Raw genomic sequence first — 20,923 nt, forward strand, 5'->3', positions numbered from 1 at the left:
TTATCAGAAATTCAGGTTATTCGGTGTTGGGTTTGCCAATCCACACCCTGACTTTTTTCAGCCAGGGCAGATCACTGGCTTTTTCCAGTAAACGGGTTTCCAGTGCTGAAATCTGTTCAGGCTGCACCTGATCCGCACTGTAGAACAGATCCACATCAATACCCAGATTCAGATAATGCAGGGTGGTGTGGTGGGGGCGTTCGTAGTCGGGATCACCCACCCAGCGCTGGTGCAGGTTGTTCAGCACTTCCGGGCGCAAGGGCAGCATGCGTGCCGGGTCGGGATTGTCGGTTTCGGCGTCATCTTCCGGGTCGATGTGGAAGGTGACATCGGAGATGTGTTCAAATTCATCACGCAGTTGTCGGGCCACCCAGACACCAATTTCATGGCCTTCGGATACACTGGCATAAGGAGCCACCTGCAGGTGGATATCCAGCAGGCTGCGGCTGCCCATGGTGCGGGTGCGCAGGTGGTGAACATCGCGCACACCGGGAACACTGCGGGCAATTTCACGGATTTTTTGTGTTTCTTCATCCGGCAGTGCGGTATCCACCAGTTCCTTCAGGCTGTTCCAGATCAGCTTGATGCCGATGCGTGCCACCATGATGCCGACAATCACTGCCGCCAGTTGATCCAGCCAGGGGAAGCCGAGTAGTGCGCCGCCGATGCCAACAAACACCACAATGGAGGACAGGGAATCGGTACGATGGTGCCAGGCATTGGCCTCCAGCAGTTTGGAGTTGATCTTGCGGGCAATCCGCAGGGTGTAGCGGTAAATCCACTCTTTGCTGAGAATGGACGCTACGGCCACCAGCAGTGCAATGGCACCGGGCGTCATCAGCTCACCGGCGTGCAACAGACGAGTCAGACTGTCCCATACCAGTGCACCGGCCACCGCAATCAGGATGGCACCCAGCAGCAAGGTTGCCAGGGTTTCGTAGCGGTCGTGGCCGTAGGGGTGATCCTGGTCGGGTTTCTGACGGCCGAAGTGAGTGGCGCCCAGCACCAGAAAATCACTGAGCAGGTCTGACAGGGAGTGGATGCCGTCAGCCACCAGTGCTGCAGAGTTGGCCCAGAAGCCGACCAGGATCTTGGCGATGGCATTCAGGGCATTGACCACCATGCCAATCAGGGTGACCTTGTGGGCGGCGCGTGTTTCGACATCCTGGATGCTGGACATACTGGCTTACCTTGCGTTCTATAAAGGTTGGCTGAGTCCGGGGCCGTTTACAAACGACCCAGAAAGTTTTTCACCGGGTTGGCATACATGGCCAGCCACTGGGCCTGATACTCTTCGGGGCAAGCCGCCAGACGTTCATTAAAGGCGGCGCGCACTTCGGTGTCAAAAGACGGAATGGCAAAGTCACCTTCCTGGTGCAAGGCTTCCAGCGCCAGGTAATTGCTGGGGAACAGGCGGTAGAGACGACGGATCTGTTCATCCACGGCAGCAGCCACTGCATCAGCATCTTCAAAATCACCATCCAGTGGCTGACCAAAGGCAACATGCACCCGCCCTTTGTAACCGGCAATGCCCTGGGCGATGCTGTCGATGTCTTCAAACTCACCCTTGGCGTAGTGGCCATCTTTCTGTTTTTGCACCACTTCACGGGATTTTTGCACATCCAGCGGATCATATTCGTAGCTGAGCGCAACCGGCACGATGTTCAGGTCGTGGATGGTGTCAGCAAAGGCTTTGCCGCTTTTCTTTTCAGCCATGCAGAACATCTTGATGATGGCCGGATCAGTGTGATCAATGCCGTCTTTGGCGCGACCTTCCTTCTGGGCAATCCAGATGGACTGGTGTTCTTGTTTGATGCTGTGGTGAATGTACTGGGACAAGAGGTTAAAAGCCGCCATCATCTGGCGGATGCCCTTGGCCGAGCGCTGCACAATAAAGCTTTTGTTCAGACGCATCAGGTCGTTGACATAGGGTTTTTTCAGCAGGTTGTCACCAATGGCAATGCGCACAGTGTCCATGTTGTTGATATGCAGGGCATAGTTCACAAATGCCGGGTCCATGGCGATGTCACGGTGGTTGCTGATAAACAGGTAACTCTTGTTTTTATCCAGGTGCTCGATGCCATCCACGGTGAAACCCCGGGTGGTGGTGGCAATCATGCGGGCCATGTAAACACCCACATACACCTGCAAATCACTGATGGAGCCAATGCGGATCACACGACTGGCCAGCGCGCGGCTGATCATCCAGCGCAGTGCCGGGGCGAGAAAGCTGTCGGCCAGGCGGGGAAATTTAAAACGCAAAATGGCACGCAGTAATTCCGGATCTTGCGGCAGGCGATCCAGCACTTCGCGAACTTCTTCATCACGATAAGGACGGATGGCGTCAAAGGCCTCAGGTGAGGCGTTCATCAGACTGGTTTCCATGCTTCGGGCAAACCTCGGTATTCGGATCAGGGCAGCAGGTTATCACTTAAACCCTGATGCACGGCCAGCAGGCGGTCGATCAGGGCAGACAGGGTATTGCTCATCAGGATGAACTCGGCATCCAGGGCGATCAGTGGGTCCTGGTCCGGGTTGACATCTGCGGCTTCTTCCAGCAGTTGTTCAGCAAAGTTCAGGCTTTTCAGCGTTAGCTGATCAGTCAGGGTAAAGTTGACCTGTTGTTGCCAGTCCAGCCGCAATTGGGTGACACGTTTACCCGCTTCCAGCAACTGGCGGATTTCATCACTGGCCAGATCCTGGCCTTTGCAGCGCATCACCGACTGTTCGTCTTCAGCATCGCGCAGCTCACAGCTGTCCAGCAGCTCAAAATCAGATGGGCCGCCTTCAGCCACCCAGCCGGTCATCACCTGTACTGGAGCCAGCTGGGTATTCAGTGGCACCACCGGCAGACTGCCGAGGCCTTCACGCAGCAGATTCAGTGCCAGTTCGGCCTGTTTGTCGCTGGTGGTATCCATCATCACGCGGTTATTCTGCCCATCCAGCCATACCCACAGGTGGCGTGAACGGGTAAAAGCCTGTGGCAGCAGGGTCAGGCGCAATTCTTCAGCCAGATTCTGGCGCTCTTTACGGCCAACACGGCGTTGTTCTTCGGCTTCCAGCGCTTCAATGCGTTCCTGTAATTGTTCCCGCACCACCGTGGATGGCAGGATTTTTTCTTCGATCTTCAGTTTCAGCAGCCAGTGATCCCCCTGACTGTGTACCCTGAGTTTGCCACCGGCCGGTGATACCCAGCCGGCAGTGCTGTCTTCCTGGCTGCCGCAGTGGCGGAAGGGGCGAACAGCCAGTGCCTGCTCCAGTTTGTCGCTGTTCCAGTTTTGCGGGGTACGTGCCTGATAGATGCGTAAGGCTTTAAACCACATTCAAAAAATCCTTCCATTCAGTGAGCCGGGTATTATCCCTGATCCTGAAGTGGGAAGCCACCGAAAGCAAAAGACCCGTGCCTGGGCACGGGTCTGGGCATCTCCCCGGTCGGGTGTGACCGGGCGAATGGGGGTCAGGAGTTGCCGGTGATGACGGCGGGGTTTTTGTGGATGGCAGATACGCCACGCATTCCTGACCACATGTCTTCGCGGCCTTCACGCCAGCCACTGAGCCAGCTGGTGCGCAAGTCTTCCTGTTGGGTCGGGCATTTTTCCCGCGACTGACCAGCCAGGCCAGCCTGGTATCCACGGGTGTAAACACGGTTTGCACGATCTCGTTTCTGACGCTTCATAGAGTACGGCCTCTCTTGCTTTGATGTAAGATACAGCTTTCCATCTACTTCCAACGGCAGGTCACCACCTGGCAAGTGCCTCAAGCTCTATTGATAGGCCAGATGACATGTGAATGACAGCTTTTTTTATTTATCGTTTCAGTGCTTCCGATTGCTCCTCACAATAAGGCTTAGATATGTCATCCCTGAATCAGCTCCACACCCTGCATGTAGCCTGCTCCCGAGGCCTTGAATCCCTGCTGGCGGAGGAGTTGCTGCAACTGGGGTTTGTCTCGGCCAGAGCAAGAGTGGGTCGAGTGACCGGCGAAGCCACGCTGGAAAATGCTTACCGTGCGGTGCTCTGGTCACGACTGGCCAGTCGCGTGCTGTTGCAGCTGGAAGAATCTTCAGCCCAGAGTGCAGAAGAGCTGCAAGAGTGGCTGGCACTGGTGGACTGGAGTGAACACCTGTTGCCGGAAGGCAGCCTGGCGATTGATGTGATCGGCACCACCCCCCAGTTGCGCAACACCCACAATACGGCTTTGCAGGCCAAGGATGCCATTGTCGATTATTTCCGCCAGCAGCGCGGGCAGCGTCCTTCGGTGGAAAAAAATCGCCCGGATGTGCGTTTTCAACTGAGGTTTGAGAAGGGCCATAAAACCCTGCTGAATCTGGATCTGGGTGGTGTTGGCTTGCATCAGCGCGGTTATCGCCTGCAGGCTGGTCTGGCACCCTTGCGGGAAACCCTGGCGGCCGGTTTGCTGATGCGTGCCGGTTGGCCCCGGTTGTATGCGGAAGAAGGCGCTGCGTTGCTGGACCCCTTCTGTGGTTCCGGTACCCTGCTGGCTGAAGCAGCCTTTATGGCGCTGGATATTGCACCGGGGCTGCTGCGCCCTTGGCACGGGCTGGAAAACTGGCTGGGACATCGCCCGAAACTCTGGCAGGATCTGTGTGAAGAGGCTGAAGCCCGCCGTGCTGCTGCGGCCAGTCGTGAACTGAATCTGGAAGGCAGTGACCAGGATGCCCGAGTGATCCAGATGGCCCGTGACAACCTGGAACGTGCCGGGCTCTTGCATCAGGTGCGTCTGATCGAACGGCCACTGAATGCCCTGCCTCCTGCCTTTGCCGAGCGTGGCCTGTTGATCACCAATCCACCCTACGGTGAGCGCCTGGATGAATTGCCGAAACTGGCGGGTGTTTATGCTGAGCTGGGGCAGCGGGCGGTGCGGGATTACCCCGGCTGGCGACTGGCGCTGTTCACCAATAATCAGGAACTGGCCTACCGGGTGCCGCTGAAACCCTACAAAAACTATCCCTTGCAACATGCCTCACTGGAGTGCCGCCTGTATCTGTTTGAAGTGCCTCAGCAGCAGGCCGGCAGCTTGACTGAGGCTTCTTCACGGACCGACCGGTTGCAAGGTGAGCCATCTGTTGCTGCCCCCATGCCGGTGGTGTTGAGTGAGGGGGCGCAGATGTTTGCCAATCGTCTGGGCAAGAACCTGAAAAAACTGGCGCGTTGGGTCAAGCGGGAACAGATTGAGTGTTATCGGGTGTATGACGCCGACATGCCGGAATATGCCCTGGCAGTGGATATTTACGGGGATCAGGTGCATGTGCAGGAATACGCGCCACCGGCCAGCATTGATGAAGGCAAGGCACAGAGGCGCCTGATGGAAGCCCTGCAAGCCATGCCATCCGTGCTGGGCGTCTCTGCCGATGCCATCCACTTAAAACAGCGTCGCCGTCAGAGCGGCAAACAGCAGTATGAAAAGTTCGGCGGGCAGGGGGTGTTTTTCCCGGTGCGTGAAGGCCAGGTGCAACTGCTGGTCAATCTGACTGATTATCTGGACACCGGACTGTTTCTGGATCATCGTCCGGTACGCCTGCGCATTGGCCAGGAAGCCCGTGCCACGCGTTTCCTCAACCTCTTCTGCTACACTGGTGCTGCCACCGTGCATGCGGCCGTGGGTGGTGCCATCCACACCACCAGTGTGGATCTGTCCAACACCTATCTGGGCTGGCTGGAACGCAACCTGAAACTGAACAAGGTGGATCTGAAACGCCACAGCCGGGTGCAGGCAGATTGCCGCGAATGGCTGAAGCAGGATCGGGGTGCTTATGACCTGATCTTCATGGACCCGCCAACCTTCTCCAACTCCAAACGCATGCAGGGCACACTGGACATCCAGCGGGATCAGGTGGAGCTGGTGCACCTGGCCATGCAGCGCCTGAGCACTGACGGCCTGTTGATCTTCTCCAACAACCTGCGTGGCTTCAAAATCAGTCCCGAACTGGAAGAAGACTTCGAAGTGGTCGATATTACCCGCAAGACCCTGGATCCGGATTTTGAACGCAACAGCAAAATCCACCAGTGTTTTGAAATCCGCCACCGCTGATCTTTCTAATGTCACCTGTCGAATGGTGGTCGATTCAAACGACCAGACCTACCGGATCATCTGATCCGGTAGGACAACGTTTCGGGAGGTTTACATGCAACTGCAACAGAAAATTATTCCCTGTCTCTGGTTTGATGATCAGGCCAAGGCTGCAGCGGAGTATTACGTTGGAATTTTCCCTTCATCTCGCATCACCCACATCAGCCGTTATCCCGATGCCGGGCAAGAGATCCATGGCAAGCCACCGGGCTCAGTATTAACAGTCAGCTTTGAACTGGATGGTTGTCCGTTCACGGCACTCAATGGTGGGCCTCACTTCAGGTTCAATGAAGCCATTTCGCTGCAGGTGATCTGTCAGGATCAGGCTGAGGTGGACCATTACTGGTCGGCACTGGCGGCAGGTGGTGATCCTGCAGCACAGCAATGCGGCTGGCTGAAAGACCGTTTTGGTTTGTCTTGGCAGGTATTTCCGGATGAGTTGACTCACATGCTGGATGACCCAGACCCTGACAAGGCAAATCGGGTGATGGAAGTCATGCTGCAGCAGAAAAAGATTCAACTGGATGCGTTGCAGCGTGCTTATGCCGGATGACCCTTTAACCTCTGCGCCGGACATTCACCGGCAACTGGATCAGCTCTATCGCCAGCATTCCCGTCAGGTGCTGGCAACCCTGATTCGCCTGCTGGGCAGTTTTGAGCTGGCCGAGGATGCCCTGCAGGAAGCCTTTGCACAGGCAGCAAGGCACTGGCCGCAACAAGGCATACCGGCGCAACCATTGGCCTGGCTGATCAGTGCCGGACGTTTTCGCACCATCGACAGGTTGCGTAAACAAAAGCATGAAACAGCCCTGCCACCCCGGGAGGTGGAACAACTGATCGAAAGCCCCGAAACGACTGGTGACGAAGTGATAACCGATGACCTGTTGCGGCTGATTTTCACCTGCTGTCATCCCGGACTGGGGCGTGAAGCCCAGCTTGCATTGACCCTGCGTGAGGTCTGCGGCCTCACCACCGAACAGATTGCCAGTATTCTGCTGCAGAAACCCGCCACCCTGGCACAACGGATTGTGCGTGCCAAACGCAAGATCCGTGATGCGGCCATTCCCTATGAAGTACCGGAGCAACGTGAGTTGCCGGAAAGACTGCAGGCGGTGTTGCAGGTGATTTACCTGGTGTTCAGTGAAGGTTATGCCTGCAGCAGTGGTGAGCAGTTGCTGGACGTGCAGTTGTCGGCGGAAGCCATACGTCTGGCCAGACAGCTGGTGCAACTGCTGCTGGCCACTGAAGCCATGGGGTTGCTGGCTTTGTTGTTGCTGCAGGATTCCCGGCGTGAGACACGGTTGGATGCTGAGGGTGATCTGATCACTCTGGAACAGCAGGATCGCAGTCGCTGGGATCAGGCACAGATTCATGAGGGCCAGGCATGGCTTGAGCGGGCTTTAAAACAGGGGCATGCGGGTATTTATACCCTCCAGGCGGCCATTGCGGCCTTGCATGCTGAGGCGGCAACACCGGATGCAACGGACTGGGGCCAGATTCTGGGATTATATGACCACCTTCATCATCAGCTGCCCACTGCCGTGGTGGCATTGAATCGTGCCGTGGCCCTGGCCATGCACCGGGGACCTGAGGCTGGTCTGGTTGCCCTGCGTGCGCTGGCTGCGGAAGGGCAGTTGCAGGATTATCATCTGTTTCATGCAGCTGTTGCTGATCTGTATCGACGCAATGACCAGTTGGATCTTGCCATGCAGGCCTATCAGCAGGCGCTGGCCTTGTGTGAGCAGGAGCCTGAACGACGTTATCTGAAAAAACGCCTGGAGCAGTGTCGATTTCAGCAGGTCAGGGACGACAAGAGATACCAGAACAAGGGTCTCGACAGATAACAGGAGTGAAAACGATGAAATTCATGATGATGCGCAAGGCAGACAGCAAAACCGAACAGGGCTGCATGCCTTCAGATGAGCTGCTGCAATCCATGGGTGAATACAACAGACGAATGCATGATGCGGGTGTGTTTGTTTCCGGAGAAGGCCTGCGACCGACATCGGAAGGGTATCGCCTGACGTTCCGCGGCAGTGAACCCCTGGTGACCCAGGGACCTTTTACCGAAACGAGAGAACTGCTGGCCGGTTTCACGGTGCTGGAAGTGGATTCACCGGAACAGGCCATCGAATGGGCAAGACAGTGGCCACGCGAGGATGTCGGTGACGGTGAGCTGACGCTGGAGCTACGGCGCTATTATGAGCTTGCAGACTTTGCCGAAGGTGAGGGGCTGGAAGTGCATCGCCAGCTTGATCAACAACTGACCCGGCAGCCATCCGGCATCAATAGCTATTTGATGTTCAACGGTCACTGCCGGGAAGCACTGAGTTTTTATGCCGATCTGCTGGGTGGTCGTATCGAGGCACTGCTGACTCATGGTGAAACACCTGCTGCCAGTGAAGTGGCTGCTGACTGGCAAGACAAGATCATTCATGGTTGCATTAACATCGGCGGACGCCGTCTGATGGGCTCAGATGCACCTGCCGACCACTATCAGCTACCCAGGGGCATGATGGTGCAACTGGAATATGCACAGGTTGAACAGGCGCAGCAGGTGTTTGAACAGCTGGCAGCAGGTGGGCAGGTGCAGATGCCTTTTGGCGCAACCTTCTGGGCAGAAGGGTTTGGCATGCTGACGGATCGGTTCGGCATCGGCTGGATCATCAACTGCTCGCATTGTAATGGAGAGGATTCATGAAATATCTGGCACTGGTTTATTACCAGGAAAGTCAGGTTAATGCCATGTCTGAACAGGAATGGCATGACCTGAATCAGCAGTGCATCGGCTGTGTTGAGGGGTTGGTGGAAAAGGGCAAGTATCTGGCAGGGCAGGCGCTGCACCCAACGGATACTGCTACCACCCTGCGCATGCGTAATGGTGAGTTGCTGATTTCGGATGGTCCTTTTGCAGAAACCCGCGAGCAACTGGCGGGCTTTTATCTGCTGGATGCTCAGGATCTGAATGAAGCCATCCAGCTGGCCAGTAAAATACCACCGGCCCGATTCGGCAGTGTGGAAATCCGTCCGGTGCGGGAATTGCCACCCAAAGATCCGGTCTGATCAGTCCGGATCTGCTGACTGCTTCTGGTTCTGGTTCTGACGGTTTTCTGCTTTATGCCGATACATGGCCTTGTCGGCATGTTGCAGCAGTTCGGATGCGCTTTCACCGTCATCAGGATAGGTCGCCAGCCCCAGGCTGGCGCTGATGTTCAGGGTGATGGTGTTCAGCATAAAAGGCTCTGCCACGGCAGCGGCCAGTTTGTCCATCACGCGGGCCGGTTCATCCGGGTTGCTGATCTCTGGCAGCAGCACCACAAATTCATCACCACCGATGCGGGCCAGCAGGTCTGTGCTGCGTAATTGATGTTGCAGTCGTTGTGCCACGGCTTTGAGCAGTTGATCACCCACTTCATGGCCCCAGGTGTCGTTGACTGGTTTAAAACCATTCAGGTCGATGAAAATCACTGCCAGTGAGTGACTGTAACGCTGGGCCTGAGCCAGTTGCACGTCCAGTCGCTCCATCAATTGCAGGCGATTGGCGATGCCTGTCAGGGAGTCGTGTCGGGCCAGAAAATGCATTTGTGCTTCGGCTTCATCTTTGGCTTCCAGCGTCCGTTCCAACTGGTGTTTGAGCTTTAACAGGCGCTGGCCACTGTGGTATTGGTGCAAACCGAAGGCCAGCAGCAATCCCATGCCCAGCAATGAAGCCGCCAGAATGACCAGAATCACACCAAGGTTGCGGGGCTGGTTCACTTCAATATGGATGTGGCGGTTCAATACAGCCTGAACTTCCTGTTCAGTGAGGGTGGCAATCGCCAGATTCAGCTGGTCGCGCACGGCCTGATGTTCCGGCAGCAAGCCAATCCGCAACTGGTTGCGGTACTCCGGTATGGCACCCACGATCCGCAGGTTGAACCAGCCTTCCTTGCGGATGGTGTAAGCAGCCACGGTTAAAGAGCGAATGGTGAAGTCGGCCAGTCCTTTGTCGATCAGGTCAAAGGCTTCAAACTCGGATGCAACCGGAATCACCGTGAGATCGGGAAAATCCCGCCTGACCCGCTCCATGATGGAGGTGCCACTGGGCAATGCCACCCGGCTTCCAGCCATGCCTTGCAGGCTGCGCACATAAGGGTGATCGCTGCGGGCAATGATGACATTCGGATCAGTCAGGTAGGGTTCGGTGAATATCAACCACAGGCTGCGTGCTTCGGTCTGGTTCAGCAGTGCCAGCGCATCACAGTCACCCACCTGGGCCATGGCCAGGCTTTCATCCCAGTCACGGCTGGGTTGCACTTCATAGTCCAGACCGACACGGGCAAAAATCATGTCCAGCAGGTCGGCAGCGATGCCAATGAACTCACCTTCCGGTGTCAACCTTTCCAGTGGTTCCCAGTCAGGGTCAATGCACATGCGTACCGGTGGTGTGGCGGCAGACTCAGCACTCCAGGCAGGCAGAGTCGACAGCATCAGCGGCAATAACACCAGCCAGGCGTAAAACCAACGGATGTGGGTGGGGGAGGTTACTGACGAGGCTGCATAAGCGGGGTGCATCATTGTCTGGTGGTGCCCTGCAGAGGGTGTAATCAATTGTAAGCATATTGATGGAGTGATGTCACTTCAGAGTTTCAGTCAGGTCTTGCGACAAGACACCACAGGGACTACGGGTTAACCCTTCTTTGACTTTGGTCTATGCTGGCGGCACAAAAGCTATAAGATTTATTGATAACTGATAAGAAACCAGAATAGTGAGCTTGCCATCATGAGAAGACCTGTCCGTATTGCCATCACCGGAGCTGCCGGTGCCATCAGTAACAGCCTGTTGTTCCAGCTTGCTGATGGCAGCATGATGGGTGACGACCAACCGGTGATCCTGCAATTGATTGAAATGCCAGAGCGTATGGAAGCCTTGCGTGGACTGGCAATGGAACTGGAAGACTGTGCCTTTCCGCTGCTGCATACCATCACCCTGCATGACAATGTGGAAGAGGGATTCAACAATGCCCATTACGCCATCCTGATTGGTGCTCGCCCACGCGGACCGGGTATGGAGCGGCGTGATCTGCTGGAAGTGAATGCCGAAATTTTCACCCGCCAGGGCAAGGCATTGAATGATCATGCCAACCGTGATGTGAAGGTACTGGTGGTGGGCAATCCGGCCAACACCAATGCGTTGATAGCCAGCCGTAATGCGCCGCGTCTGTCTCCATCACAATTCACTGCTTTGACCCGGTTGGATCACAACCGTGCCAAAGGCATCCTGGCCAATCATACCGGCGCCAACCCACAGGATATTGATGGCATCATTGTCTGGGGCAACCATTCCACGACTCAGTTCCCGGACTTGCACCATGCTCGGGTATTGGGTGAGCCGGTACTGAATCAGATAGATGATGGCTGGTACAAAAACGAATTCATTCCCCGGGTACAAACCCGTGGCGGGCAGATTATTCAGGCGCGAGGTGTATCCAGCGCAGCATCTGCCGCTCAGGCAGTGATTCACCACATGCGGGATTGGGTGCTGGGTACACCCTCAGGGCAGGTTGTCAGCATGGGTATTGTCAGTGATGGCAGTTATGGCATCACCAAGGGTATCTTCTATTCTTTCCCGGTGCGTTGTAACTATGGCCGTTACCAGATTGTGCGGGGTTTGCAGTTGAATGACTTCAGCCTGCAGATGATGAAAACCACTGAAACCGAACTGCTCGAGGAAAAGGCTGCAGTGGAGCACCTCTTGCCTGCTGAAACCGCAGCTTCTCATGAGAATCTGTCCATTTGCCTGCGTTCTGGTGTCACCCTTTATGCTGACGGCACCGGCCCGGAATCAGCTTCCAAATACCTGACCACCAACCGGGTGATGTAACGCCCTGAACCCTTTGATCCCTGTCTGGGGTCAAAGGGGCTTCTGATCCGACAATTCTTGTTTTAAACCCGACAAAACCCCACACAAGTCTTCTTTTGCACATCCCTTCTTTGTGCGACTTCTGCCAAATATTGCGCCAGATCAACGGATTGGGCGTGTTGCCGAACTGGCACAGGCTTTGCCACAGCAAGGTAACGCAGTCCGTCAGAGGCTGTTCACCCAGAAGAGATTCGGAGGCTTGTCATGATCACCCTTACCCCCAAGGCCCAGGAAACCATCGCCCGCTTTATTGAACAGGCAGGTATGCCGGTGGTTGGACTGCGCATTTCCGTTTCGGATGGTGGCTGCTCCGGGCACAAGTACGCCATGCAGCTGGAAACTGAAGCCGGTGCTGAAGATCAGGTACTGCCTTTTGGTGACGTCAGCCTGTTGGTCGACCCGACCAGTTTCCCGATGCTGGACGGCTGCACCGTGGATTTTGTGGAAAGCCTGGAAGGCAGTGGCTTCAAGTTTGAAAACCCTAACGCCAAGGCTGCCTGCAACTGCGGCAAGTCTTTTGCCGCCTGAGGAGGAACAGATTATGTGGGATTATTCCGAGAAGGTTCAGGAACACTTTTACAACCCGCGTAATGCCGGTGCGCTGGAAGATGCCAATGGGGTGGGTGATGTCGGCTCGCTGTCTTGTGGTGATGCCCTGCGTCTGATGCTGAAGGTGGAGCCGGAAACTGAAGTGATTCTGGATGCCCGTTTTCAGACCTTTGGTTGTGGTTCAGCCATAGCTTCTTCTTCGGCACTGACCGAAATGATCAAGGGCAAAACCCTGGATGAAGCACTCAAGGTCAGCAATCAGGACATTGCTGATTATCTGGATGGTTTGCCGCCGGAAAAAATGCACTGTTCGGTGATGGGGCGTGAAGCCTTGCAGGCCGCCGTGGCCAACTACCGGGGTGAAGTCTGGAGTGATGATCACGAAGAAGGCGCACTGATCTGCAAGTGTTTTGCCATCGATGCGGTGCTGATTGAAGACACCATTCGTGCCAACAGCCTCAGTACGGTGGAAGAAGTCACCAACTACACCAAGGCCGGTGGCGGCTGTTCAGCCTGCCATGAAGGCATTGAAGAAATTCTTGCCAAAGTGATGGCTGAGCGTGGTGAAGCCTTCAGTGGTGATGCGGCTCAGGTGGTGAATGCTGCACCGGTCAACAAGAGTGTCGACCAAGTACAGGCTGATGCCATGGCGGCACTGACCCAGATTGAAATGCCTGTTGCTGCAGCCGGTGCAGTACCGGCAGCCAGTGGTGCACCGAAGCTGACCAACCTGCAGCGCATTCGCAAGATTGAAGAAGTGATTGAGCGGGCCCGTCCGGCGCTGCAGCGGGATCGTGGTGACATTGAGCTGATTGATGTGGATGGCCGCATGGTTTACGTCAAGCTGACCGGTGCCTGCAGTGGTTGCCAGATGGCCAGCATGACCCTCAGTGGCATCCAGCAGCAGATGATGGAAGAACTGAAGGAATTCATCCAGTTGGTTCCGGTCAGCAAAGCGCCTGCCACAAGTGCCTGATTCATCACGGGGGTATAACGCATGAACACCATTTATCTGGACAACAATGCCACCACCCAGGTTGATCCTGCGGTTGTGGAAGCCATGCTGCCTTATTTCACCGAGCAGTTCGGCAACCCGTCTTCCCTGCACAGCTACGGTAACCGTGTGGGTCAGGCATTAAAAGCTGCCCGCCAGCAGATCCAGCAACTGCTGGGTGCCGAACATGAAACCGAAATTGTGTTCACCTCCTGCGGAACCGAAAGTGACTCCACCGCCATTCTTTCCGCATTAAAGGCTCAGCCGGAGCGCAAGGAAATCATCACCACGGTGGTGGAGCACCCGGCCGTACTGGCCTTGTGTGAGTACCTGGAAAAAGAAGGTTACACCGTGCACTACCTGAAGGTGGACGGTAAAGGGCGGCTGGATCTGGATGAGTACCAAAGCCTGCTGAGTGACCGGACCGCCATTGTCAGTGTGATGTGGGCCAATAACGAAACCGGCACCTTCTTCCCGGTGGTGGAAATGGCTGAAATGGCCTGGAATGCCGGGGTGATGTTCCACACCGATGCGGTGCAGGCGGTGGGCAAGATCCCGATGGATCTGAAAAACACCAAAATTGATCTGCTCAGCATTTCCGGCCACAAGCTCCATGCCCCCAAGGGCATTGGTGTGCTCTACCTGCGCCGTGGCACCCGCTTCCGTCCACTGCTGCGTGGTGGGCATCAGGAGCGTGGTCGTCGTGCCGGTACTGAAAACTCGGCTTCCATTGTGGCACTGGGCAAGGCCGCAGAAATGGCACTGGCCGCGATGGAGCATGAGAACACTGAAGTCAAGCGCCTGCGCGACAAGCTGGAGCAGGGCATCCTGGCTCAAGTCAGCCATGCTTTTGTCACCGGTGACCCGGATAACCGCCTGCCCAACACCTGCAACATCGCTTTTGAATACATTGAGGGTGAGTCGATCCTGCTGCTGCTGAACAAACACGGCATTGCTGCATCCAGCGGTTCGGCCTGCACCTCCGGTTCACTGGAGCCTTCCCACGTGATGCGAGCGATGGGGCTGCCTTACACCGCCGCCCACGGCACTGTGCGTTTTTCCCTGTCGCGTTACACCACCGAAGCGGAAATCGACAAGGTGATTGAAGTGCTGCCGGGCATCATCGACCAGTTGCGTAAACTTTCACCCTACTGGAAAGACGGTGCCCCGGTTGAAGAAGCCTTTGATCCGGCTTATGCCTGATACGCCAGATGAACAGGAGCCACCCATGACTCAGCCCAGACACATCATCATTGATGACACCACCCTGCGGGACGGTGAGCAGACTGCCGGGGTGGCGTTCACGCTGGATGAAAAGCGCGCCATTGCCACCCGGCTGGATGCCCTGGGTGTACCCGAACTGGAAGTGGGTATTCCGGCGATGGGTGAAGTGGAGCGGGATGACATTCGTGCCCTGGCCGCTTTGAACCTGTCGGCTGAACTGGTGGCCTGGGGGCGCATGCACCCGGATGACCTGAAAGCCAGTGCCGGGCTGCCGATCCAGTGGCTGGACCTGTCGATTGCTTCTTCTGATCTGCATCTGGAGCGCAAGATCAGAAAAAGCCGTGACTGGGTGTTGCAGCAGATTCGTGAGCTGGTGCCGCGTGCCTGTGATCTGGGCTACCGCATCATCCTGGGTTGTGAAGATGCCTCCCGTTCGGACCCGGAATTCATGCTGCAGCTGGCGGAAACCGCCCAGCAGGCCGGAGCCAGTCGCATCCGTTTTGCCGACACCCTGGGCATCATGGAACCTTTCGGGGTGTATGAGCGCATCAGCCAACTGGCCAGCCGTTGTGACCTGCAGATTGAAATGCACGCCCACGATGACCTGGGGCTGGCGACTGCCAACAGTCTGGCGGCTGCCCGTGCCGGTGCCACCCACATCAACACCACTGTGAACGGCCTGGGTGAACGTGCCGGTAATGCCGCACTGGAAGAAGTGGTGCTGGGTCTGAATCAGCTGTATGGCATGGACACCGGCATCAGCCTGACCGCCTTCCCTGAGTTGTCTGCACTGGTGGCTCAGGCCTCCGGTCGTCCGGTGAGTTGGCAGAAAAGCCTGGTGGGTGAGGGCGTGTTCACTCACGAAGCAGGCATTCATGTGGATGGCCTGTTAAAAGACCCGCTGATCTATCAGGGAGTTGATCCGGCGCTGCTGGGTCGCAGTCATCAGCTGGTACTGGGTAAACATTCCGGCAGCCGTGCTGTGCAAGCCAGTTATGCCCGTCTGGGCATTCAACTGAGTGTTGAACAGGCACGCCTGCTGTTGCAGGAAATCCGCCGCCGCAGCGGCCTCAACAAACAACCCCCGCGGGATACTGAACTGCTTAGCCTGTATCAGTCCCTTTCTGTGAATTCTTCTGCCGTGATGTGAGGTGTGTATGTTGGATGCCGATGAAATCGAATCCCTTGAGGACTTTGACGATGCACTGCAGGAGCTGGAAAGTGCCGAAGACTTTCTGGTGTTTTTCAAAATTGAATACGATCCGCGTGTGGTGCAGGTGAATCGCCTGCATATCCTGCAGCGTTTCCACAATTACCTGGCTGCCCAGCCGATGCCGGAAACCCTGGATGCCCGCTTTGAGCATTACCAGCAACTGCTGGGGCAGGCCTACCTGAGTTTTGTCAATTCCAGTGCCCAGCAGGAAAAGGTGCTGAAAATCTTCAAGCGTGGACAGCCCGGCAGTGGTTTTGTGTCCCTGGGTGCCATTGGAGGTGTGAAATGAACCCGATTTATGACTATGGCGATGAAGTGCGGGTGATCCGCAATGTGCGCAACGACGGCAGTTTCCCTGGTAAGGACAAGGGCGACCTGTTAATCCGCAGGGGCCAGACCGGCCATGTGCGCAACATCGGCACTTTTTTGCAGGATCAGATCATCTACACCGTACACTTCATCGAAGAGGACCTGCAGGTCGGCTGCCGTGAAGAAGAGCTGGTACCAGCCTCCGATCCCTGGACACCCAGCCTGTTTGAAAGCCGCGAAAAGGTGCATTCCCGCCTGGCCTTGTCGCTGCGCGGTGAAATTGTGGTGGAGCCCGGCACCCTGGGCGAAGTGTTGAAGGTGAATCGGGATGATCCCGAAACCGGAGTGACCTATCACATCCTGTTCCCCGGTCATGTGCTGGCCGTACCGGAGCAGGCACTGATGAACCAGCAGGAAGCCGCTGCACTGGGTTACCGGGAGCCGGAACATGCTACAGCTGACTGAAGCCCAGGCGCTGGCCTATCTGGGATTGAAAATAGCCGATGCCCGTTACGGCAAACAACTCAATGAGCTGGAAGGAAAAGAGTTGCAGGAAGTCATGGCGCAGGCCGAGCGCCAGTACCGGCTGGAAGAAAAGGTACTGGCCGCGCCGGAAAGCCAGCAGGTGCACCTGCCGGAAGCCACTCTGGAAGATGCCTGGCTGCGCATTCGCGGACGTTATGAAACAGAGCAGGAGTTTGAGCAGGCACTGGCACTGGTGCAATTGACTCCCAAGTCTTACCGTCTGGCACTGAGTCGTGAACTGCGGATTGAAGCCGTGCTGGAAAAGGTTGCCAGCCGTGCTGAACCCGTTTCCGACGAAGCCGTGGCACGTTTTTATCACCAGTACCCAGACAAGTTCACCATCCCGGAAAAGCGCCGCACCCGTCACCTGCTGATCACCGTGGATGAAAACCGTGCCGATGCCGGTGAGTTGCTGGTACTGCAACAGATGGAAGCCATCCGTGCCCGCCTGTTAAAGCGTCCGGAGCTCTTCTCCGAACTGACCCTGCGGCATTCCCAGTGCCCCACCGCGGTGGAAGGTGGACAGCTGGGACTGGTCACCAAAGGGCTGCTGTTTGAAGCCCTGGATCAGGCACTTTTTGAAATGCAGGCCGGAGACATCAGCCCGCCCCTGCGCTCACCTCTGGGGTATCACATCCTGTATTGCGAGGCCATCATCCCGGCTGAAAACACCAGCCTGGAACAAGCCCGTCCCAAAATCCTCGAATACCTGCAAGACAAACAACGCCAGCAACTCCAGAAACGCTGGATGCTGCAGCTGTAACACTTGCCCCGTATAAAACAACCAGCCATCCGGTTTACCCCGGGTGGCTGGTTTTCTTTTCCTACCCATCCCCAGCCTGGCTTTTTCTTTTACAATGCTTTGTAACTTCCAGCGCATGATGAATGCGATGAACAAAGATCTACGCAGCTCATATAGTCAATCAATGGCACAATGTAACCTAAGCAGGAAGGATGGAAGCTGCCTCATTGTGAGGCTTGGGGGGGGGAGGGGCAACAATACTGGGGGAAGTCCGCTCAATGGGATTAGGTTTATCGAGGAATAGAGCATCTGAAAAAAGATGACTCCTTGAAAAAAGCCTATTTCCATAAACAAATGGCGCCTTTAAAAGATTGGGTGCAGAGTTAAATGTGAAAGGTGCTGAGCACGTGAGTTTCGTTGAATAGAAGCGGTTGACTCAGCGGTACATTTTGTTAGAGTACAGATCGGTTCAATTACGGTTGGTAGAATTTACACAAGGGTGCAATCGGTATAATACCAGATACTTCTGGACGTCTATGAGACTCCACAGGGTTTACCTGTCTTTATTTTTACTGGTGCTTGATAGTCAATTTGGTTCTGCCGCTATATGGGACAAGAGTGATTCTATGCTTCTCCTGAAGGTGAAATGCTTTGCATATGCTTTAAGCACCTTAATTTGGAAGAGTTATTTTTAACAATAAATATCTGTTACAGTAGATATTAAATAGTGTTAGACGGATATAAAATATAATGGAGTAAAAATGACAGTAAAAGTATTTATTAGCTATTCACACAAAGATGAAGAGTTTAAGAACAGCTTGACGGAGCACTTATCTGGTCTTTTAAGGTCTGGTGTTATTAGTGAATGGAATGATAGGAAAATAGTTCCTGGAACTAATTGGAGTAATGAAATAAGTGAAAATCTGAAGGATTCTGATTTAATTTTGTTTCTAATTAGCTCGTCTTTCTTGAGTTCTGACTATTGCGTGAATATTGAAGCAGAAACAGCTTTATCAATGCATAAGTCAGGGGAGGCGCAGCTCATACCAATTGTAATTAGATCAGTTGACTGGTCTGACACACCACTCTCTGAGTTGCAAGGTCTTCCTAAGGATGCTCAACCAGTAGCTCTATGGCCAGATAGAGATGAAGCATGGGTTAATGTGATCCACGGAATAAAAAAGAATATAAGTGAGTTTAAGCCAAAAAAAAATGCAGGCATTAAGCTGGTTGATTCAGGGGGGGTACACCCTACTGAATCTATTCTGGATTGGATAGATGATACAGAAATAATGCTAACCCACAGGAAGGTGAATAGGATAAAACTATCGGATATTTACACTATTCCTGATGTTGAAATTGATAGTGAGCCTAAAAATGAATTAAGGACTTATAGAAGTGCTTGCTTTTTACCTGGCAAATTTGAGAGATTTCTCGTATTTGGCGAGGAACAGCAGGGTAAAACTTCACTTTTAAAGTACTACTATAAGTCATTTTTAGCGCAATCAAAAATTCCATTAATATTGGAGGGGGGTAGTGTTAAGGACTCAAACCCTGAAGTTATAATAAAGAAAGAGCTTGCTCGACAGTATTGCGGGGTGTCATATGAGTTCTTCATAAGCTCGAATGATAAGGTTGTAATAATTGACAACATTGATGATATTGGGCTCAATCGAAAGTATCGGGATAAGTTCATAACTGAGATCTGCAATTTGTCTGGCAAGTGTATATTCACACATCAGTTAGCTTTTTCATTGCTTATAGATGAGATACCTGCTCTTGATGATTTTGCTCAAGCCGAAATTATGGGGCTTGGAAATAAAAAGAGGGAGGAAATTATTCAGCGGTGGATATCGCTTGGAGTAGAGCAAACCATCACTGAAGAAGATCTTTATACAAGATGTGATGAGCTTAAAGATACAATTAATTCGGTGGTAAAAAAGAATATTGTTCCACCAAAACCAATTTATATATTGATGCTTCTTCAAATGTTTGAGGCGCACACAAATTTAAATCTTGAGCTTTCTTCGCATGGACACTGCTATCAGCAGCTTATTTACCAGTCATTTGAAAATGCAAAAATAAACAAGAGGGATTTTGATAAGTACCTAAATGTACTAACAGAGCTTGCTTGGTGGATATTTGTAAATAACAAAAACCCTAACGAAGCTCAGCTTGATGAGTTCTTTGAGGAATATTGCAAGTTGTACCTGGATGTAGATAAAGAGGTTGTTATATCTAGGCTTTCAAGCCATTCTATTTTACAGGTTAAAGAATTTAAAACCGGATTTAAATATCCATATATATATTATTTTTTTGTTGGAAAGAAGATTTCTGAGTCCTACTTGGAGTATGTGGATATTCAAGATAAAGTAAGCTACCTTCTGGATAATCTTCATAGGGAAGATTTTGCTAATATTTTAATATTTGTGGCTCATCACACAAAAGATGGATGGGTAATAAATCTTCTTAAAAAGGTACTTTCTGAACTATTTGATGAACACCCATCTGCAACGCTTGATACAGATCAGCTATCTTTCATGAATGACTTTATGAGACAAATTCCGGAGCTTATTCTGGAGCAGAGAGAAGTTCAAAAGGAGCGTGATGCCTATAATGAAAAGCTAGATGTTAGTGAGCGATCTCAGAGTGATGAAGATGAGTTTGAGTATCCTGGTATACTGGCTGATATAAATAAAACTTTTAAAGGTATGGAAATAGCTGGTCAAATAATTAGAAATCGCCATGCCTCATTGAAGAGGGATTCACTAAATGTTTTAGCTGAAAATGGAATTAATGCTGGGCTTAGATTTTTAAAGTATTTTATCGCCATGTCTGATATTGCAAAAAATGAAATTGTAAAAGTTATTTCATCTCATCTCTCAGAGAATCCAAGACTTACAAATGATGAAATTGAGAAGTATGCTGAAAATGCTTATCTACATCTAACCTACGGTGTAATAAATAGTGTGGTTCGAAAAATTGCCGCTTCAGTTGGATCTAAGGAGGCTATGGAGATATATAGATCAATAGAGGAAAAGGAGCCGACGCCTGCACTGCTGCTTCTTAAGCAGTCTATTGAGCTCCATTTTTTGAAGCGTATTGATATAAAAAGTATCGCTAAGAGTGTTGAGAAATTAAAAGGAAATTTTGTCTGTACTCGGATTTTGAAAGAGCTGGTAATTCAGCATATTTATATGTTTCCTGTCGATTACAAGGAGAAACAGCAACTATCGAGGCTATTAGGCCTATCAGTTAAAGGTCAGCAATTAATGGAGCAAAAACAGAAGCGTATCGGATAGTCTAAGGTTACGGTACTTGGGTTTCATGGGTTTCATGGGTTTCATGGGTTTCATGGGTTTCATGGGTTTCATG

Annotated in this window: 19 protein-coding genes; 14 read left to right on the plus strand and 5 right to left on the minus strand. The window is 53.2% G+C overall.

The window, feature by feature from the left end:
* Positions 1-16 precede the first annotated feature (16 nt).
* The 4 genes from BT114_RS00955 to rmf form a co-directional block, all read right to left on the minus strand.
* A complete protein-coding gene (locus BT114_RS00955; protein WP_072324443.1) occupies positions 17-1,180 on the minus strand; it encodes a cation diffusion facilitator family transporter in 1,164 nt (387 codons plus the stop codon).
* 47 nt (positions 1,181-1,227) lie between these two features.
* Positions 1,228-2,385 (minus strand): 1-acyl-sn-glycerol-3-phosphate acyltransferase, encoded by a 1,158-nt coding sequence (locus BT114_RS00960; protein WP_072324444.1) that lies wholly within the window; start codon positions 2,383-2,385, stop codon positions 1,228-1,230.
* Between the two features lie 26 nt (positions 2,386-2,411).
* Positions 2,412-3,323 carry a recombination-associated protein RdgC gene (locus BT114_RS00965; protein ID WP_072324445.1) on the minus strand — a complete coding sequence of 304 codons (912 nt, stop codon included), beginning with the start codon at positions 3,321-3,323 and terminating at the stop codon, positions 2,412-2,414.
* A 134-nt stretch (positions 3,324-3,457) separates the two neighbouring features.
* Complete coding sequence (gene rmf, locus BT114_RS00970; protein ID WP_072324446.1) at positions 3,458-3,676, minus strand: ribosome modulation factor; 219 nt, start codon at positions 3,674-3,676, stop codon at positions 3,458-3,460.
* A 176-nt stretch (positions 3,677-3,852) separates the two neighbouring features.
* Here rmf and rlmKL point away from each other — a divergent pair, with 176 nt between their 5' ends.
* The 5 genes from rlmKL (at position 3,853) to BT114_RS00995 (ending at position 9,153) form a co-directional block, all read left to right on the plus strand.
* Positions 3,853-6,051 (plus strand): bifunctional 23S rRNA (guanine(2069)-N(7))-methyltransferase RlmK/23S rRNA (guanine(2445)-N(2))-methyltransferase RlmL, encoded by a 2,199-nt coding sequence (rlmKL, locus tag BT114_RS00975; protein ID WP_218163431.1) that lies wholly within the window; start codon positions 3,853-3,855, stop codon positions 6,049-6,051.
* 94 nt (positions 6,052-6,145) lie between these two features.
* Positions 6,146-6,643 carry a VOC family protein gene (locus BT114_RS00980; protein ID WP_072324447.1) on the plus strand — a complete coding sequence of 166 codons (498 nt, stop codon included), beginning with the start codon at positions 6,146-6,148 and terminating at the stop codon, positions 6,641-6,643.
* Positions 6,633-7,934, plus strand: a complete 1,302-nt coding sequence (locus BT114_RS00985) for an RNA polymerase sigma factor (protein ID WP_072324448.1) — start codon at positions 6,633-6,635, stop codon at positions 7,932-7,934. The genes BT114_RS00980 and BT114_RS00985 overlap by 11 nt, the downstream gene beginning before the upstream one ends.
* A 14-nt stretch (positions 7,935-7,948) precedes the next feature.
* Positions 7,949-8,791 (plus strand): YciI family protein, encoded by an 843-nt coding sequence (locus tag BT114_RS00990; RefSeq protein WP_072324449.1) that lies wholly within the window; start codon positions 7,949-7,951, stop codon positions 8,789-8,791.
* Positions 8,788-9,153: a YciI family protein gene (locus BT114_RS00995; RefSeq protein ID WP_072324450.1), complete on the plus strand. Its 366-nt coding sequence runs from the start codon at positions 8,788-8,790 to the stop codon at positions 9,151-9,153. The genes BT114_RS00990 and BT114_RS00995 overlap by 4 nt, the downstream gene beginning before the upstream one ends.
* Here BT114_RS00995 and BT114_RS01000 read toward each other — a convergent pair whose 3' ends face one another.
* A complete protein-coding gene (locus BT114_RS01000; RefSeq protein ID WP_084661761.1) occupies positions 9,154-10,647 on the minus strand; it encodes a diguanylate cyclase domain-containing protein in 1,494 nt (497 codons plus the stop codon). It abuts the gene before it with no gap.
* 205 nt (positions 10,648-10,852) lie between these two features.
* Here BT114_RS01000 and BT114_RS01005 point away from each other — a divergent pair, with 205 nt between their 5' ends.
* From BT114_RS01005 to BT114_RS01045, 9 genes are all read left to right on the plus strand, one after another.
* A complete protein-coding gene (locus tag BT114_RS01005) occupies positions 10,853-11,953 on the plus strand; it encodes a malate dehydrogenase (protein ID WP_072324451.1) in 1,101 nt (366 codons plus the stop codon).
* A 243-nt stretch (positions 11,954-12,196) separates the two neighbouring features.
* Positions 12,197-12,520, plus strand: coding sequence for a HesB/IscA family protein (locus BT114_RS01010; protein ID WP_072324452.1), 324 nt, complete (start codon positions 12,197-12,199; stop codon positions 12,518-12,520).
* Between the two features lie 13 nt (positions 12,521-12,533).
* Positions 12,534-13,517, plus strand: a complete 984-nt coding sequence (gene nifU, locus BT114_RS01015) for a Fe-S cluster assembly protein NifU (RefSeq protein WP_072324453.1) — start codon at positions 12,534-12,536, stop codon at positions 13,515-13,517.
* A gap of 21 nt (positions 13,518-13,538) precedes the next feature.
* Positions 13,539-14,738, plus strand: coding sequence for a cysteine desulfurase NifS (gene nifS, locus BT114_RS01020; protein WP_072324454.1), 1,200 nt, complete (start codon positions 13,539-13,541; stop codon positions 14,736-14,738).
* Between the two features lie 25 nt (positions 14,739-14,763).
* On the plus strand, positions 14,764-15,909 hold the full coding sequence (nifV, locus tag BT114_RS01025) for a homocitrate synthase (protein WP_072324455.1): 1,146 nt from the start codon (positions 14,764-14,766) through the stop codon (positions 15,907-15,909).
* A 7-nt stretch (positions 15,910-15,916) separates the two neighbouring features.
* The gene (gene nifW, locus BT114_RS01030; protein ID WP_072324456.1) at positions 15,917-16,261 is read left to right on the plus strand and encodes a nitrogenase-stabilizing/protective protein NifW; all 345 of its coding nucleotides are present in this window, start codon (positions 15,917-15,919) and stop codon (positions 16,259-16,261) included.
* Complete coding sequence (locus tag BT114_RS01035; RefSeq protein ID WP_072324457.1) at positions 16,258-16,746, plus strand: nitrogen fixation protein NifZ; 489 nt, start codon at positions 16,258-16,260, stop codon at positions 16,744-16,746. The genes nifW and BT114_RS01035 overlap by 4 nt, the downstream gene beginning before the upstream one ends.
* The gene (gene nifM / locus BT114_RS01040; RefSeq protein WP_072324458.1) at positions 16,730-17,569 is read left to right on the plus strand and encodes a nitrogen fixation protein NifM; all 840 of its coding nucleotides are present in this window, start codon (positions 16,730-16,732) and stop codon (positions 17,567-17,569) included. Before BT114_RS01035 ends, nifM begins: the two co-directional genes overlap by 17 nt.
* Before the next feature lie 740 nt (positions 17,570-18,309).
* A complete protein-coding gene (locus BT114_RS01045; protein ID WP_072324459.1) occupies positions 18,310-20,850 on the plus strand; it encodes a toll/interleukin-1 receptor domain-containing protein in 2,541 nt (846 codons plus the stop codon).
* The last annotated feature ends 73 nt before the right edge of the window (positions 20,851-20,923 follow it).

Origin of the sequence: Marinospirillum alkaliphilum DSM 21637 (genome assembly GCF_900119735.1) — a bacterium.
Taxonomy (GTDB): domain Bacteria; phylum Pseudomonadota; class Gammaproteobacteria; order Pseudomonadales; family Halomonadaceae; genus Marinospirillum; species Marinospirillum alkaliphilum.

Coding starts and splice junctions, on each gene's coding strand:
- BT114_RS01000 (WP_084661761.1), bottom strand. CDS start 10,647: ATGATGCACCCCGCTTATGCAGCCTCGTCAGTAACCTCCCCCACCCAC.
- BT114_RS00995 (WP_072324450.1), top strand. CDS start 8,788: ATGAAATATCTGGCACTGGTTTATTACCAGGAAAGTCAGGTTAATGCC.
- BT114_RS00965 (WP_072324445.1), bottom strand. CDS start 3,323: ATGTGGTTTAAAGCCTTACGCATCTATCAGGCACGTACCCCGCAAAAC.
- BT114_RS00985 (WP_072324448.1), top strand. CDS start 6,633: ATGCCGGATGACCCTTTAACCTCTGCGCCGGACATTCACCGGCAACTG.
- BT114_RS00960 (WP_072324444.1), bottom strand. CDS start 2,385: ATGGAAACCAGTCTGATGAACGCCTCACCTGAGGCCTTTGACGCCATC.
- BT114_RS00980 (WP_072324447.1), top strand. CDS start 6,146: ATGCAACTGCAACAGAAAATTATTCCCTGTCTCTGGTTTGATGATCAG.
- nifM (WP_072324458.1), top strand. CDS start 16,730: ATGCTACAGCTGACTGAAGCCCAGGCGCTGGCCTATCTGGGATTGAAA.
- BT114_RS00990 (WP_072324449.1), top strand. CDS start 7,949: ATGAAATTCATGATGATGCGCAAGGCAGACAGCAAAACCGAACAGGGC.
- nifW (WP_072324456.1), top strand. CDS start 15,917: ATGTTGGATGCCGATGAAATCGAATCCCTTGAGGACTTTGACGATGCA.
- BT114_RS01035 (WP_072324457.1), top strand. CDS start 16,258: ATGAACCCGATTTATGACTATGGCGATGAAGTGCGGGTGATCCGCAAT.
- nifV (WP_072324455.1), top strand. CDS start 14,764: ATGACTCAGCCCAGACACATCATCATTGATGACACCACCCTGCGGGAC.
- BT114_RS01010 (WP_072324452.1), top strand. CDS start 12,197: ATGATCACCCTTACCCCCAAGGCCCAGGAAACCATCGCCCGCTTTATT.
- BT114_RS00955 (WP_072324443.1), bottom strand. CDS start 1,180: ATGTCCAGCATCCAGGATGTCGAAACACGCGCCGCCCACAAGGTCACC.
- nifS (WP_072324454.1), top strand. CDS start 13,539: ATGAACACCATTTATCTGGACAACAATGCCACCACCCAGGTTGATCCT.
- rlmKL (WP_218163431.1), top strand. CDS start 3,853: ATGTCATCCCTGAATCAGCTCCACACCCTGCATGTAGCCTGCTCCCGA.
- BT114_RS01045 (WP_072324459.1), top strand. CDS start 18,310: ATGACAGTAAAAGTATTTATTAGCTATTCACACAAAGATGAAGAGTTT.
- BT114_RS01005 (WP_072324451.1), top strand. CDS start 10,853: ATGAGAAGACCTGTCCGTATTGCCATCACCGGAGCTGCCGGTGCCATC.
- nifU (WP_072324453.1), top strand. CDS start 12,534: ATGTGGGATTATTCCGAGAAGGTTCAGGAACACTTTTACAACCCGCGT.
- rmf (WP_072324446.1), bottom strand. CDS start 3,676: ATGAAGCGTCAGAAACGAGATCGTGCAAACCGTGTTTACACCCGTGGA.